The following is a 14,219-nucleotide window of genomic DNA, read 5'->3' as shown; positions in this document are numbered from 1 at the left end:
ATGGAAGCGGCCAGTCCCCAATCATGGTGAGATCAGGCTCATTCCAGCCCGATCTGCGCTGAAATAGTCCAAGCCGAACAATTGGCGGACCGCGACTGACTATGCGGAAGTATTGTCCAGAGCTTCCTAAGGGCCTACCTTCCACGATCATGGTTACCAGCGAACGATCCGGTTGCTGGCTTCAGCCAACCGAACGGCCGTGACCTCGCTGTTGTCAGCAGCCCAGCCTCGGGGCCTGATGTCAGCAAGATGTCAGCAAGCGCGCCAAGAGTGCAGCTGGGCGACCACGCAGATGCCAGTCCCAACAATGAAAGAGGGGCCCTTCCAGGCCCCATGGGTCATTTGGGTGATAAGGCTGACCTACCCCATCTCCCTATAGGAGTCAGGCGGCCACAGGGGCGGGCTGACGGGAGAAACGAACGATGTTGTTCGCTGTTACGGGTTTGCTCTTACCGAGCAGGCTTCAGTCACCCTCCTCATACCCCGTCGAAACCATTGCAGCCCCGGGAAACCGCCGCCGCAGCGGGGTGAAATGGAGCTGAGCGGAATCGAACCGCTGTCCGAAGCACTGGTGTGAGCCACCTAGTCAGTCCGAAGACTGACCTTGTCATTGTGGCAGCACAAGCGCGTCCCCATGCCGCCCGGCAGGGTGGGCATGACCGAACCCAAGCGCCAGAGCCAAGCCAAGATGAGCCGATCCATGGGCGGGCCGCTGGCCGGCGTGGCTGTGCTGCCCCCGGGGCTGGAGGAGGCGGGCGCCGCTGAGCTCACGAGCCTGGGCGCCGAGTCGGTGCAGGTGCTGCGGCGGGCGGTGGCGTTCCGCACCGACCTGAAGGGCTTCTATCGCCTGCAGCTGCAGGCCCGCCTTCCGTTCCGGATCCTGCGGGAACTGGCCCGTTTCAGCTGTGATGGCCCCCGCCAGCTCCACGACGCCGTGGCCGGCGCCGCCGACTGGGATCAGTGGCTGCCGCCGAGTCGCAGCTTCCGGGTGGATGTGAGTGGCAGCCTGCCGGGGCTGGCCCACAGCCACTTCACGGCGCTGCAGGTGAAAAATGCCCTGGTGGATGGGCAGCGGCAACGCTGGGGCGAGCGCTCCTCGATTGATCGCGACGATCCCGATCTCTGCCTGCACCTGCACCTCGGCCGTGCGCCGGGAGGGCGCGGCGGGATGGGGGTGCTGAGCGTGGATGGGGCCGGCGGCAGCCTGCACCGCCGCGGCTGGAGGGCCGCCGTGGGCCTGGCGCCCTTGAAGGAAAACCTGGCCAGTGGCCTGATCGCCCTCACGGGCTGGGATGGCTCGGTGCCTCTGGCCGATCCCCTCTGTGGTTCCGGAACGCTGTTGATCGAGGCCGCCTGCCGCCAGCTCGGCCGTGCCCCGGGCCTTGATCCCGCCGGCAACCAACCGCGGCCCCAGCTGCTGGGCCACTGGCCCGATTTCAAGGCCGCCCTCTGGGCGCAGGAGGTGAAGGCCGCCCAGGGGCTGGCGGAGGCGCCCCCGCCGCTGGCGCCGATCGTGGGCCTGGAGCACAACGCCGACGTGCTCGAGCAGGCCCGCGCCAACGCCGTCAGCGCCGGCGTCGGCGACCACGTCCAGCTGCAACAGGGAGACTGCCGTGACTTCCAGCCGCCGAGCGGGCCGGGAGTGATCGTCTGCAATCCCCCCTACGGCGCCCGGCTCGGTGGCGAAGACAATCTCGAGGCCCTCTACGCCGACCTCGGCGTGATGCTCAAGCAACGCTGCTCCGGCTGGAGCCTGTGGCTGCTCAGCGGCAACCCGGAGCTCACCGGCGCCCTGCGCATGAAATCCAGGCGGCGGATTCCGATCAGCAACGGCGGCATCGACTGCCGCTGGCTGCATTACGAGATCCGCTGAGGCGCTGCTGCCGCGGGGCCGCGGCCGTCATGGCTCCGGCTCAGCCGTGACCTGGAGCAGCTCCTGGGTGTGCCGGGCCAGCAGCGAGAGCATCAGCTCGAAGAGAAACTGCTCGCTGCGCTCCAGATCGGCTTCGGCGTTGCTGTAGTGCTGGCTGAGCTGCTCCACCATCGTTTCGCTGGGGGGCAGGCTCAGCACCAGCGAAAGCAGCAGCAGCAGACAGCCGCCCAGGTAGGAGCCCTCATCCCCGGCGGCCTGCAGTTGGTTGGCCCGCTCACAGACATCGGTGTAGCCGATCTGCTGCAGGTGGTAGAAGCCGCAGGCGCAGCCGGTCTGCAGGCGCAGTTCAGCGCGGATTTCCGGTGACAACCGCCCCAGGCTGGTGGCGCTGGGCACCGACTCCCGGCGCAGGCTGCTCCAGATCCGGCTGGGCACCGGCTCAGAGGGCAGGCCCTCGGGCAGTGCCTCGGCCAGATCGTGGCAATCGATCAGCATCTGGCACCAGAGCTCAGTGAGCAGCACGTCCTGGCGGCGCAGCTCGGGCGACTCCCGCTGGGTTGGGTCGTGCTGATCCGGCGGCGACGGGCTCTGGGAGCCAGGCTCGGTTCCGAGGCTCCCCTCACCGCCGTGGCTGGATCTGGGGAACGGCTTCGGGCTCATCGGCCCAGCAGGGCGCGGGTGGTCTTGCTCAGCCCAGCCGTGGTCTGGGGCAGGTAGGGCCCGCTGATCAGCTGGCCACCGATGCGCAGCAGCACACCTGCGAGCACCAGATCCCCCACCAAAAGCAGCAGCACGGCCTGGAGCCATTCCCAGCCGAAGCTCTGGTGCAGCCACAACACCAGGGCGACGTGGCCGGCCACCGAGGCCAGCAGCATCAGGGTGCCGCCGGTCGCCAGCAGCACGCCACCGCTGATCAGCCGTCGCTTCTCCTGGTCCACCTCCTGCAGAGCGATGCGCACGTGCAGGTCCATCACCGACGTCACCAGGGCGGTGACGCGGCCCGCTGCCACCCGCCCCATCCCAGCGCCGCCGGAGCGTCGGCCCCGGCGCTCGTCGTCGGCCGAACTCATGAGGAGCGCCGACCGGGAGCCAGCAGCAGCCCGGCGATCAGCCCCACCGCAGCAGCCACTCCGACCGCCAGCAGAGGACGGTCACGCACGGGTTTCTCGATCCGGGGCCGCAGGCTGCTGTTGAGTTCATCGAGAAGATGCTCCAGCTGCTCCTCCAGCGGACCGATGCGATCCACCAGGTCGCGGGTGCGATCGCCGGCCACATGGACCAGATCAAGCAGTTGGTCCTGCACGCCACTGGCGGTGCGCCCGGTCTGCTCGGCAATCACCGAGACCATCTCATCCAGGTTGCCGCGGGTGGCCTCCAGGGTTTCGCGGGCCACCTGCGGCCACTCGCGCTGGATGGTGGGCAGCAGGGCGTCGAAGCGTTCACGGAAGCGATCACGACTGACGGTGGTGGTTTCCGGTTCCATGGGCTGACGATGCATAGGGTCTCTGCCCTTCACGATAAGGAGGGGCTTGAGATCGGCAGCAGTTCCGCTAGGTTGCGGGTGCTCAGCACTGCACGCGGGCCTGTTGGTTTACATCAATCAGGTCGAACTCGCTCAGTTCAAGTCGTTCGGCGGAGCGATGGCCATCCGGCTGGAGCCATCGTTCACCGTGATCACCGGCCCGAACGGCTCGGGCAAGAGCAACATTCTTGATGCTGTGCTGTTCTGCCTGGGCCTGGCCAGCAGCCGCGGCATGCGGGCCGAACGCCTGCCCGACCTGATCAACAGCGCCACGGTGCGCCAGGGCAAGGCTGCCGAAACGGTGGTCAGCGTGCGTTTCGATCTCAGCGACTGGCAGCCCGATCCGGCCGAAGCGGGCCTCGAGGCCCCGGCGGAGGGGCCCTGGATCCAGCCGGGGCAGAAGGAATGGACCGTGAGCCGGCGGCTGCGGCTGGCCCCCGGCGGCACCTACAGCAGCAGCTACAGCTCCGACGGCGTTCCCTGCAACCTTCAGCAGCTCCAGACCCAGCTGCGCCGCCTGCGGGTGGATCCCGAGGGCAGCAACGTGGTGATGCAGGGGGATGTGACCCGGATCGTCTCGATGAGCGCCCGCGACCGCCGTGGCCTGATCGATGAACTGGCCGGGGTCGCCCTGTTCGATTCCCGCATCGAGCAGACCCGCGCCAAGCTCGACGAGGTGCAGGAACGCCAGGAACGCTGCCGGATCGTTGAGCAGGAGCTGCTGGGGGCCCGCCAGAGGCTGGAGCGCGACTGTGCCAAGGCGCGCACCTATCAGGACCTGCGCCAGCGCCAGCAGCTCGGCCGCCTGCAGGAGCAGGTGCTGGCCCATGAACAGGCTGGCTGCCAGCTGGATGCCCTGCGGCAGCGCCAGACGGCTCTTGAGGCGCAGGAACAGAGTGATCGCACGGGGCTCGCCGCCGCCCAGGACACTCTGGAGCAGGCCAGCAGCGGGCTGGCCCTCCTCCAGGCGGAGGTCAAGGCCCTCGGAGAAGACAGCCTGCTGGTGGTCCAGGCGGAGCTGGCCGGCCTGGAGACCAGCGCCCGCGAGCTGCAACGCCAGGCGGAACGGCAGCAGCAGCAGGCCGAGACGCTGCAGGGCCAGCGCCAGGACCTTCAACGCCAGAACGCCGAACTGCAGCGCCAGCGCCTTGCTCTCAGTGCCGACGAGCAGCACAGCGGCGCCCTGGCGGCGGCGGAGCAGGCCTGCCTCAGCGCCGAAGGCGCCGTGGAACTCTCCCGCCGGCGGCTGGGGGAGGTGGCAGGCCGCTCCGGCACCTGGCTGGAGGAGCAGAAGCAGCGGAGCCAGCGGCGGCATGACCTGCAGCAGGCGGTGGCACCCCTGCTGGCGGAACAGCAGCAGCTCACCGAGAGGCTCAGGCAGGCCGAGGAGCGCCTGCTGGAACTCGAGGGGGAACTGGCGAGCGGTGGCAACGCCGACCAGGACCAGCAGCGGCACCTGCAGGAGCTGGTGACCGAGGGCGAGACCCTGCAGAAGCTGGTGGAGGAGCGACAACGCCAGGCCCAGGAGCTGGCCGAAGCACTGGCCCTGCAGCAGCGCACCCGCACCCGCCTGGAGCAGGAGCAGACCCAGCTGGAGCGCGAGATCGCCCGGATCGAAAGCCGCCGCGACACCCTCCAGGAAAGCCGTGGCACCGGCGCCCTCCGGCTGCTGCTGGAATCAGGCCTCGGTGGTCTGCACGGCCCCGTGGCCCAGCTGGCCGAGGTGGAGGAACGCTATCGGCTGGCCCTGGAGGTGGCCGCGGGCGGCCGGCTGGCCCAGGTGGTGGTCGATGACGACCGCATCGCCTCCCAGGCGATCGAGCTGCTCAAGAGCCGCCGCGCCGGTCGCCTCACCTTCCTGCCGCTCAACAAGATCCGGGGCGGCGGCAGCGCCGGCAGTGCTGCCCTGGAGCGGGGAGGCGGGGGTGGACGCACCGGCGGTGACGGACTGGTGGGCCGGGCCGTCGACCTGCTGCGCTTCGAGCCCGTCTACCGGGAGGTGTTCCGCCACGTCTTCGGCGACACCCTGGTGTTCCAGGACCTCGCCAGCGCCCGCCGCGAGCTGGGCCGCTGCCGCGCAGTGACCCTGGAGGGAGAACTGCTGGAGCGCAGCGGAGCCATGACCGGCGGCAGCCTTCAGCAGCGCTCCGGACAGCTCAGCTTCGGACGGGCGGGCGAGCAGGACGAAGCGGAGCCCCACCGGCGCCGTCTGCTGGAGCTCGGGGAGAGCCTGGTGGTCTGCCGTCGCCGCGAGGCTGATCTGGGCCGGCAGCTGGAGCAGCTGCGCCCGGCGCTTCAGGAGGACCGACAGCGGCAGGCTGGCCTCAAGGCGGAGCTGGCGGCGGCAGAGCGGGCCCTGGGGCCTCAGCTGCAACGGCTGGAGCAGCTCCAGCAACGGCGCAGCCACACCCGGGCCAGCCTGGAGAGCGGCCGTGAGCGCAGCCAGCAGCTGGAGCACGAGCTGGCCCCCCTGCTGCAGGACGTGGCGGTGCTGGAGCAGGCCGAGGCCGAAGCCCAGGCGTCGGGTGACAGCTCCCGCTGGCAGGGCCTGCAGCAGGATCTGGAGACGGCCGACCAGCAGCTGGCGGCCGCCCGCCAGCACCGGGACAACCTGCTGCTCGCCCAGCGGGAACGCAGCCTGAGCCTCACCCGCCTGGGGGATCAGCTCGAGGCCCTCGCCCTGGAGGAAAAGCGGCTGCAGCAGGCCGTGGCCAGCCTGGCCGAGGAGCACAACCTGCGCCGGGAGCAGGAACGCCAGGGCCAGGAGCGACGGGCGGAGCTGGAAGGGCAGCAGCAGCAGTTGCAGGAGCGCTTCGGCGAACGGCGTCGCGCCCGCGATGCCGCCGAAGCCCAGGTGGCCCAGCAACGGCAGGCCGTGCAGCAACGCCACTGGGAGCTGCAACGGCTGGGGGAGGAGCGTCTGGCGCTTACCGAACAGGAACGGGCTCTGGCCCTGAGGCTGGAGGCCATGGGCAGGGCCCTGCCCGATCCCCTGCCCGAGATCTCCGAGGAGGTGCGCTCAGCCGGCCTGGATGCGCTGCAGCAGGAATTGCAGCGTCTGCAGCAGCGCATGGAGGCCCTGGAGCCGGTGAACATGCTGGCCCTGGAGGAACTGGAGCAGCTGGAGCAGCGCCTCGCCGAACTGGCCGGCCGGCTGGAGGTGCTCTCCAGCGAGCGGGAGGAGCTGCTGCTGCGGATCGAAACCGTGGCCACCCTGCGCCAGGAGGCCTTTCTGGAGGCCTTCCACGCCGTGGATGGCCACTTCAGAACAATCTTCGCCGGGCTCTCCGACGGCGAAGGCCATCTGCAGCTGGAGAACGAGAGCCAGCCCCTTGAGGGGGGTCTCACCCTGGTGGCACACCCCAAGGGCAAGACCGTGCGCCGGCTGGCCTCGATGTCGGGCGGCGAGAAATCACTGACGGCCCTGAGCTTCCTGTTCGCCCTGCAGCGCTTCCGTCCCTCACCCTTCTATGCCCTGGATGAAGTCGACAGCTTTCTCGATGGGGTGAATGTGGAGCGACTGGCCGCCCTGATCGCCAGTCAGGCTGATCAGGCCCAGTTCCTGGTGGTCAGCCACCGCCGGCCGATGATCGCTGCCGCCACACGCACGGTGGGGGTGACCCAGGCCCGGGGCGCCCACACCCAGGTGGTCGGTTTGCCCACCGCCGCCTGAATCGGTGCGGTGGGTCACAATGACACGACCGCTCCACTCGCCGAAGCCCCCCCGGGATCTGGCCTTTGACCTCTTCTTTCCCTCCGACCTCCGACCCTTCCGGCGCCACCCCCAGCGACAGGCTCTGGCTGCGCTCGGAGCTGATGGGCACCCAGGTGATCACCCGCGACACCGGCCGCCGCCTGGGGGTCGTGGGCGAGGTGGTGGTCGACATCGACCGCCGTGAGGTGGTGGCGCTCGGCCTGCGCGACAACCCCCTCACCCGTTTTCTGCCGGGGCTGCCCCGCTGGATGCCGCTGGATCGGATCCGCCAGGTGGGTGATGTGGTGCTGGTGGATTCGGCTGATTCCCTGGCGGAGGGCTTCAATCCCGACCGCTACAGCCAGGTGATCAACTGCCAGGTGATCAGCGAGTCGGGTGAGCAACTGGGCCGGGTGCTGGGCTTCAGCTTCGACATCGAAACCGGCGAGCTGACCACCCTGGTCCTGGGAGCCCTCGGTGTTCCCCTGCTCGGCGAAGGGGTGCTGAGCACCTGGGAACTGAGCGTCGAGGAGATCGTGAGCAGCGGCTCCGATCGGATCATCGTCTACGAGGGCGCCGAAGAAAAACTCAAGCAACTGGGCAGCGGCCTGCTCGAGAAACTGGGCATCGGTGGCCCCAGCTGGGAACAGGAGGAGCGGGAACGCTTCCGCCAGACCATGGTTCCCGTGGAGAACCAGCTGGCGTCGGGGCAACCCGGTGTGCAGGAGCAACGCCGCATCCAGCCCGCCTCCAGCCGCGCCGTGCAGGTGGAGGAGCAGGAGGAACTGGAGTATGTGGAGCTGGAGCGCCGGCGGCAGGAACCCCTGCGCCAACGCCGCTACCTCGACGAGGACGACTTCGACGACGAGCCGCGCGGACGCGAGCGGCGCAGCAGTGGGGCAGGCGGTCGGGAACCCTCCCGCTACCAGCCCGACACCTATCGCGACGAGGAGCCCCCGGCCGAGCGCCGTCCCTTGCCCCTTCAGCCCCGCCAGGCACCGCTGAGCTCCAGCCGGGATCAACGCCAGCCGCTCGATGTGGAGCCCGAGCCCTACCGCGGGGCCCCGGAGCCTGAAGAGGAAGTCCGGGAGTCACCGCCGCCACGCCCCCGCAGCAACGAGGAGCGTTTCTCCGATCCTTGGTGAGCCTCCGGGGGCCGGCCCAGGCGGGCCGCCTCAGCTTTTTGGCTTGAAATCAAGGGACGCGGAGTTCACGCAGTAGCGCAGGCCGGTGGGAGCGGGGCCATCGTGGAAGAGGTGCCCAAGGTGAGCCTCGCAGCTGGCACAGCGGATTTCAGTGCGCACCATTCCGTGGCTGCGGTCCTCCACGGTGGTGATTGCGGCGGGATCGAGCCCGGCCCAGAAGCTCGGCCAGCCGGTACCGGAATCGAATTTGGCGCTGGAGCCGAAGAGCGGGGAACCGCAGCAGATGCAGTCGTAGCGGCCCTCCTGCTTGGTGTTCCAGTAGGCGCCGGTGAAGGCCCGCTCGGTGCCGCCGCAGCGGGCCACCTGGTACTGCTCAGGCGTGAGGCGCTCGCGCCAGTCGGGATCTGAGGGGGTTGGCGTGACGGCGGCCGCGTCGGAACTGGCCATGGGGCTCTGAGGATCCTGGGGCCATCAACCTAGGCAGCCGGCAGAAGCTCCTGCACCATCGCCGCCAGGGCCGCCACGGCCCCGGGCTGGCCGCGAAGACTGCGCAGATCCTCACGCTGCCCCCTGAGCCGCTCGGGATGGGCCAGCCACTCATTGGCCTCGGCGGCAATCTCCGCCGGTGTGATCGCCCCCACCCGCTCGGGCACCACGGCACGACCGGCCGAGATGTTCGGCCAGGCCAGGAAGCCCCGTTGACGCATGCGCCAGGCCGTCAGTGCCAGGCCCAGCAACCAGCGCAGCAGGGGCAGGCGTGCCACCAGGCCGAGCCAGCCATCCCAGGCCTGCATCACCTGCAGATGCTGGGTGGGCACCAGCACGATCATCGGCACTCCCAGGGCCCCCAGCTCGGCGGTGTTGGCACCCACCGTGGTGAGCGCCAGGGCGCACTGGCTGAGGGGGCCATGGGCGGGATGCTGCTCGTACAACAGGATCGGCGTGCCCGCACCGCTCAGCAGCCAGTGCCGGCCGCTGCCCGGCTCAGGATCCAGCAACCGCGGCGGCTGGCCGCCGTAGTGGCGCTGAATCGGGTTGTCGCGGCCCCCGTAGGCGATCAGATCAGCCAGGCTGGTGGTGGGTGCCACCGGCAGCAGGAAACGACAACCGGGCCTCAGCCTGGCGAGGCGGTCGGCGGTGTCGAGCAGAAAAGGGACCCCCACCTGCAATTTGGCCCGCTTGGAGCCGGGCAGCAGGGCCACCCATTCCCCCTCCGGCAGGGAAGACTCCACGCGCGCTTCCTCGGAGAGGTCGGCCATCAGATCCCCCACCACAGTGCAGCGCTCGCGCCAGCGGGGCGAGAGCCGCGCGGCGGCCTGGGGACCCATCGCGGCGATGCGATCGTTCCAGCGCGGCCAGCGGGCCACCCACTCGGCATAGGTGAGGTGGCGATAGCCGAGGCGCGCCGAGAGCAGCACAGTCCAGAACTGATCGCCCCCCAGAAACACCACCACGCCATGGGCCGGCCAGGGGCCCCAACGCCGGGGCCTGAGCAGCAGCCCCCAGAACTGGCGGGCGGGCACGATGCGCGAGAAGAGACCGAGTTCGCGGGCCACCCGATGTTCACTGCCAGTGGCGTTGGGACATGGAACGAGCACCAGCTCCAGGGAGCAGGCCGCTGCAGGGACGACCGGCTGCAGTGCCAGCTGCTCGTGCAGGCGCTGGGCCAGGGGCCGCACCCAGGTGGTGAGCTCGCCCGGACCATTGCACACCAGCACGATCGCTGTGGTGGGCGGCGTGCGGCTCAGCGGCGGCTCTCTCAAGTTGTGGGGAAGAGAAATGCGGATGGCGAGACTTGAACTCGCAAGGCCGAAGCCACACGCCCCTCAAACGTGCGTGTCTACCAATTCCACCACATCCGCGTGGCCGTCAGGAGTCTGAGCTCCCTTCGGCTCGTCAATATACCCATCGCCCGTCCCAGCCCAGGACCAGGGGCAGATCCCAGGGTCAGCACTGATACAGTCCGCAGCGGCCTGGACCCACCACGGATGCCCATCGGCAAGCTGCTGATCGCCAACCGTGGCGAAATCTCCCTCCGCATTCTGCGCAGTTGCCGCGAACTCGGCATCAGCACGGTGGCCGTCTACAGCACCGTGGACCGCAACGCCCTGCATGTTCAGCTGGCCGATGAGGCGGTCTGCGTGGGGGAAGCCCCCAGCAGCAAGAGCTATCTCAACATCCCCAACATCATCGCCGCGGCCATCTCCCGTGGCGCCGATGCGATCCATCCCGGCTATGGCTTCCTGGCCGAGAACGATCGCTTCGCTGAAATCTGCTCGGCCCACGGCCTGACCTTCGTGGGCCCCAGCCCCGAAGCGATCCGGGCGATGGGGGACAAATCCACCGCCAAGGCCACGATGCAGCGGGTGGGGGTCCCCACCATCCCCGGCAGCGAAGGCCTGCTGGAAGACGCCGCTGAGGCCTCCGCCCTGGCGGACCGGATGGGCTACCCGGTGATGGTCAAGGCCACGGCGGGCGGCGGTGGGCGGGGCATGCGCCTGGTGCAGGAGCCTGAGCAGCTTGAGAGCCTGTTCAAGGCGGCCCAGGGGGAGGCGGAAGCGGCCTTCGGCAACCCTGGCCTCTACATGGAGAAGTTCATCGACCGGCCCCGCCACGTCGAGGTCCAGATCCTGGCCGACCGCCACGGCAACGTGGTGCACCTGGGGGAGCGCGACTGCTCGATCCAGCGGCGGCACCAGAAGCTGCTGGAGGAAGCCCCCAGTCCTGCCCTTGACCCCCAGCTGCGGCAACGCATGGGGGAGGCGGCGGTGGCGGTGGCCCGCAGCATCACCTACGAGGGGGCCGGCACCGTGGAGTTCCTGGTCGACCGCAGCGGCAGCTTCTATTTCATGGAGATGAACACGCGCATCCAGGTGGAGCATCCCGTCACCGAGATGGTCACCGGCTTCGACCTGATCGCCGAGCAGTTGCGCATCGCCGGTGGTGAGCCCCTGAGCATGCACCAGGACGACGTGACCCTGCGGGGCCATGCGATCGAATGCCGCATCAATGCCGAAGACCCCCAGCAGAACTTCCGTCCGGCACCGGGGCGGATCACAGGCTGGCTGCCACCGGGGGGACCTGGCGTGCGCGTCGACAGCCACGTGTACACCGGCTACGAAATCCCCCCCTTCTACGACTCCCTGATCGGCAAGCTGATCGTCTGGGGGGCCGATCGCGAGGCCGCCATCAGGCGCATGCGCCGTGCCCTGAGTGAGTGTGCGATCACGGGCATCCCCACCACGATCGAGTTCCACCTGGCCCTGCTCGATCGCCCGGAGTTTCAGCGCGGCGATGTGCACACCAAATTCGTGGAGCAGGAGATGCTGCCGCCGGGGTGACCCAGGGGGGTCAGCACCAGGTCCGCTGGGCTCAGGCCAGGGACTGACTCTGGCGCAGCACCTGGGTGAGCAGCCCCTGCTGACCCACCACCAGCTCCCGTAGCAGACTGATCAGCCCCACCCAGATCACCGGGGTCACGTCAACACCGCCGATGGCGGGGATCAACCGGCGGCTGAGGCGCAGCAGCCCTTCGGTGGGCCAGCCGATCAGTCGCATCGCCCCCCGGCTCAGATCGATCTGGGGGTACCAGGTGAGCACGATGCGGAACAGGAACAGCAGGGTCCAGGCCGCCAGGCCCAGGGCAAGGGTGGTGTGAAGCAACGGCAGGGCAGACGCCAGAACTGAAACGGCCGTCACAAAGCGGTAAGCAGCTGAGGCGCCATCGTAGGAAGTGGGGACTGCTGATTAGGATCTCCACCGGATCTCACGGCGCCATGACCCCCTCCCTCTCCAACTTCCTGAGCAGCCTCGTCTACGGAGCGATGATCGTGGTGATTCCGATCAGCATCGCCCTGGTTCTGATCAGCCAGACCGACCAGGTCGACCGCAAGCTCTGAAACGCAGCTGTTTCTGCCCGTCCAGGTCCCTAAACTGGGGACAGCCGTTCTCCTCTGGCGAACGGGCCAAGTCGTTCGCCTGAGGTTTCAGCCGTGGTCAATGCCAGCCTGAACTGGGCCAGCATCGTCGGCATCGTCCTGGCTGTCGGTGGTGCCTTCCTCTACTTCATGAGGAGTTTCAAGCCAGCCCTCGCCCGCGACTACGACGTCTTCTTCGCCGCCGTTGGTCTGCTCTGCGGCGGGATTCTCTTCTTCCAGGGCTGGCGGCTCGATCCGATCCTCCAGTTCGGCCAGTTCCTGCTGGCGGGCACCACGGTCTTCTTCGCTTACGAAAGCGTGCGTCTGCGGGGCGTCACCACCGAGCAGGCGCGGCGCTCCTCCTACTTCGACGACGACGAACCCCTGCCTGCCAGGCCGCGGGTGGGCGGGCGTGCCGGCTGGGATGACGATGTGGAGCGCTTCGAGGAACCCCAGCCCCTGCGCCGGAGGATCCGCTCGCCCCAGGCCGAGGAAGCCGAAGAGGATCCGGGCTTCTACCGGCCCCGCCGTGCCGCCCGGCCAGCCATTCCCGAGCGGGCCGCCAGCCGACGCTCCAGGGGCGACGAGACCTGGGAGGGGAGCGATCCAGCAGCCTCCCGCCCTGATCCTGGTTCCTACAGCGGTCGGAGCGTCGGTGCTCCCGGCGGTCGTTCGGCCACCGCACAGGCGTCGGGTCCTGCCTTCGGATCCCGCCGCCGCGAGCGCGACAGCAGTGCTGAGCCCCGTCGCGGCAGTCGCCCCGTGCCCAGCAACGACGCAATTCCCCGCTCCAGCCGCCGGCCAGGATCTGCCGGGCCGGGTGATTCATCAACCGCCACCCCGCCCGGTGTTCCCCAGGGCACCCCGATCAGCCCCGGCGCAGGACGCGGAACCGCTCCTGGCAGCTCCATGAGCGACGCCGACTACACCCCACTGCGGCCCACGCCCTCCAGCAGTCGTCCCCGGGACAACAACTCCCGTTTCGACAACTGATCCCAGAGGCGCGCACCGCCAGCCTGGCAGCGGTGGTGGTGGCCTGCGCCCTGCTGATCAGTGGTTGCGCCGTCCCCTGGGCACGCCGGTCCGGCCCAGCGCCACCAGCTGGTTGGTCCAGCAACCTCAGCCGCCAGGACCCTGCCCTGAGCGGCGATGGACGTCTGCTGGCCAGCGTGGTCGAACGCCAGGGCCGCTCCACCGTGCTCCTTCAGGAGCGCGCCAGTGGCCGGGTGCTGCCCCTGCGGCACCTCAGCCGCTGGCAACCCCATAGTTCTCCCTCCCTCAGCTGGAGAGGCCGCTACCTGGCCCTGATCGTGCAGCGGGGGGGGCGGCGTCTGGCGGTGATCGAGGACCGCCTGACCAACAGGCTGCTGCCTCTGCCCCTGCCAGGGGGCAGGGAACCGGTCAGGCTGAGTCTGGCGGCCGATGGACAGCGGTTGGCTCTGCAACTGGTGGCAGCCGGGCGTTGGCGGGTGGAGGTGTTCGAACTGGGTGGTGTGCTGGAGGTCGACCCCCCGGGCGGACAACTGCTGCGCAACCCCGGGGCGCCGCTACCTTGACGTCCCCACAGCGGCGAGGCTCCGGCACGGCCTCACTCGGGCTGGGGCTCACCCTGCTGATGGCCTTCCTGCTGGGGGCCTGTGGGGGAACACCCCTGCGGCCCCTGCCAGCCATCAACCAACGGCTGGAGCAGACCGGCAGCAGCCGCGAACCATCCCTGAGCGGTCGCTGGCTGGCCCTGATCAGCGGCCGAAACGGGCGAGAACGGGTGGAACTGGTGGACCTCGAGCTGAACCGGCCCGTGCCCCTGCCGGGCCTGAACCGCCCCGATGCCCAGCCGCTGAGTGTGAGTGTCGACGCCGCAGGGGAGCGGGTGGCCCTGGTTCGCCAGCGTGATGGCCGCACTGAGCTGGCTCTTTACCGCCGCAGCAGGCAGAGCCTCCAGCCCCTGCCCCTGGAGCCGCCCGGTGTGCCCAGGCAGGTGCAGCTGAGCGCCGATGGCCGTGTGCTGGCAGTTCAGGTCAGCCGCGGCGGACTCTGGCAGGTGGACCTGATCGAGCTGCCCTGAGGA

At 69.2% G+C, this 14,219-nt stretch carries 14 protein-coding genes and 1 tRNA gene; 8 read left to right on the top strand and 7 right to left on the bottom strand.

Annotated features, from left to right (window positions below):
• The first annotated feature begins 655 nt into the window (after nucleotides 1-655).
• Nucleotides 656-1,873, top strand: coding sequence for a class I SAM-dependent RNA methyltransferase (locus tag FPZ61_RS11880; protein WP_185466788.1), 1,218 nt, complete (start codon nucleotides 656-658; stop codon nucleotides 1,871-1,873).
• 27 nt (nucleotides 1,874-1,900) lie between these two features.
• Here the strand turns inward: FPZ61_RS11880 and FPZ61_RS11875 are convergent, their stop codons facing one another.
• From FPZ61_RS11875 to FPZ61_RS11865, 3 genes are read right to left on the bottom strand one after another with little or no spacing between them, the layout of a single operon-like run.
• On the bottom strand, nucleotides 1,901-2,533 hold the full coding sequence (locus FPZ61_RS11875) for a hypothetical protein (protein WP_185466787.1): 633 nt from the start codon (nucleotides 2,531-2,533) through the stop codon (nucleotides 1,901-1,903).
• Nucleotides 2,530-2,943: a phage holin family protein gene (locus FPZ61_RS11870; RefSeq protein ID WP_185466786.1), complete on the bottom strand. Its 414-nt coding sequence runs from the start codon at nucleotides 2,941-2,943 to the stop codon at nucleotides 2,530-2,532. The genes FPZ61_RS11875 and FPZ61_RS11870 overlap by 4 nt, the downstream gene beginning before the upstream one ends.
• The gene (locus tag FPZ61_RS11865; RefSeq protein ID WP_185466785.1) at nucleotides 2,940-3,356 is read right to left on the bottom strand and encodes a YqjD family protein; all 417 of its coding nucleotides are present in this window, start codon (nucleotides 3,354-3,356) and stop codon (nucleotides 2,940-2,942) included. The genes FPZ61_RS11870 and FPZ61_RS11865 overlap by 4 nt, the downstream gene beginning before the upstream one ends.
• Nucleotides 3,357-3,459: 103 nt before the next feature.
• On the opposite strand from FPZ61_RS11865, the gene smc reads away from it, so the two are divergent.
• Together smc and FPZ61_RS11855 are read left to right on the top strand one after the other, a co-directional pair.
• The gene (smc, locus tag FPZ61_RS11860) at nucleotides 3,460-7,068 is read left to right on the top strand and encodes a chromosome segregation protein SMC (RefSeq protein WP_185466784.1); all 3,609 of its coding nucleotides are present in this window, start codon (nucleotides 3,460-3,462) and stop codon (nucleotides 7,066-7,068) included.
• A 65-nt stretch (nucleotides 7,069-7,133) separates the two neighbouring features.
• Nucleotides 7,134-8,234, top strand: a complete 1,101-nt coding sequence (locus FPZ61_RS11855) for a PRC-barrel domain-containing protein (RefSeq protein ID WP_185466783.1) — start codon at nucleotides 7,134-7,136, stop codon at nucleotides 8,232-8,234.
• Between the two features lie 30 nt (nucleotides 8,235-8,264).
• Here the strand turns inward: FPZ61_RS11855 and msrB are convergent, their stop codons facing one another.
• From msrB to FPZ61_RS11840, 3 genes are all read right to left on the bottom strand, one after another.
• Nucleotides 8,265-8,681, bottom strand: coding sequence for a peptide-methionine (R)-S-oxide reductase MsrB (gene msrB / locus FPZ61_RS11850; RefSeq protein ID WP_185466782.1), 417 nt, complete (start codon nucleotides 8,679-8,681; stop codon nucleotides 8,265-8,267).
• 29 nt (nucleotides 8,682-8,710) lie between these two features.
• Complete coding sequence (locus FPZ61_RS11845) at nucleotides 8,711-9,997, bottom strand: glycosyl transferase (RefSeq protein ID WP_185466781.1); 1,287 nt, start codon at nucleotides 9,995-9,997, stop codon at nucleotides 8,711-8,713.
• Between the two features lie 17 nt (nucleotides 9,998-10,014).
• Nucleotides 10,015-10,096, bottom strand: a tRNA-Leu gene (locus FPZ61_RS11840).
• A gap of 126 nt (nucleotides 10,097-10,222) precedes the next feature.
• On the opposite strand from FPZ61_RS11840, the gene accC reads away from it, so the two are divergent.
• On the top strand, nucleotides 10,223-11,575 hold the full coding sequence (accC, locus tag FPZ61_RS11835; RefSeq protein ID WP_185466780.1) for an acetyl-CoA carboxylase biotin carboxylase subunit: 1,353 nt from the start codon (nucleotides 10,223-10,225) through the stop codon (nucleotides 11,573-11,575).
• A gap of 31 nt (nucleotides 11,576-11,606) precedes the next feature.
• Here accC and FPZ61_RS11830 read toward each other — a convergent pair whose 3' ends face one another.
• On the bottom strand, nucleotides 11,607-11,933 hold the full coding sequence (locus FPZ61_RS11830) for a YggT family protein (RefSeq protein ID WP_185466779.1): 327 nt from the start codon (nucleotides 11,931-11,933) through the stop codon (nucleotides 11,607-11,609).
• A 77-nt stretch (nucleotides 11,934-12,010) separates the two neighbouring features.
• On the opposite strand from FPZ61_RS11830, the gene psbX reads away from it, so the two are divergent.
• The 4 genes from psbX (at nucleotide 12,011) to FPZ61_RS11810 (ending at nucleotide 14,216) form a co-directional block, all read left to right on the top strand.
• The gene (gene psbX / locus FPZ61_RS11825) at nucleotides 12,011-12,133 is read left to right on the top strand and encodes a photosystem II reaction center X protein (RefSeq protein ID WP_185466778.1); all 123 of its coding nucleotides are present in this window, start codon (nucleotides 12,011-12,013) and stop codon (nucleotides 12,131-12,133) included.
• 93 nt (nucleotides 12,134-12,226) lie between these two features.
• Nucleotides 12,227-13,144, top strand: coding sequence for a Ycf66 family protein (locus FPZ61_RS11820; protein WP_185466777.1), 918 nt, complete (start codon nucleotides 12,227-12,229; stop codon nucleotides 13,142-13,144).
• Between the two features lie 35 nt (nucleotides 13,145-13,179).
• Nucleotides 13,180-13,707 (top strand): Tol biopolymer transporter periplasmic protein, encoded by a 528-nt coding sequence (locus FPZ61_RS11815; protein ID WP_370594287.1) that lies wholly within the window; start codon nucleotides 13,180-13,182, stop codon nucleotides 13,705-13,707.
• 59 nt (nucleotides 13,708-13,766) lie between these two features.
• A complete protein-coding gene (locus FPZ61_RS11810) occupies nucleotides 13,767-14,216 on the top strand; it encodes a hypothetical protein (RefSeq protein WP_185466802.1) in 450 nt (149 codons plus the stop codon).
• The last annotated feature ends 3 nt before the right edge of the window (nucleotides 14,217-14,219 follow it).

The sequence above is a fragment of the Synechococcus sp. BSA11S genome (assembly GCF_014224355.1).
Lineage (GTDB): Bacteria > Cyanobacteriota > Cyanobacteriia > PCC-6307 > Cyanobiaceae > Regnicoccus_A.
Note: the sequence above shows the minus strand (reverse complement) of the source record. Positions and strands in the feature narration are given on the sequence as shown.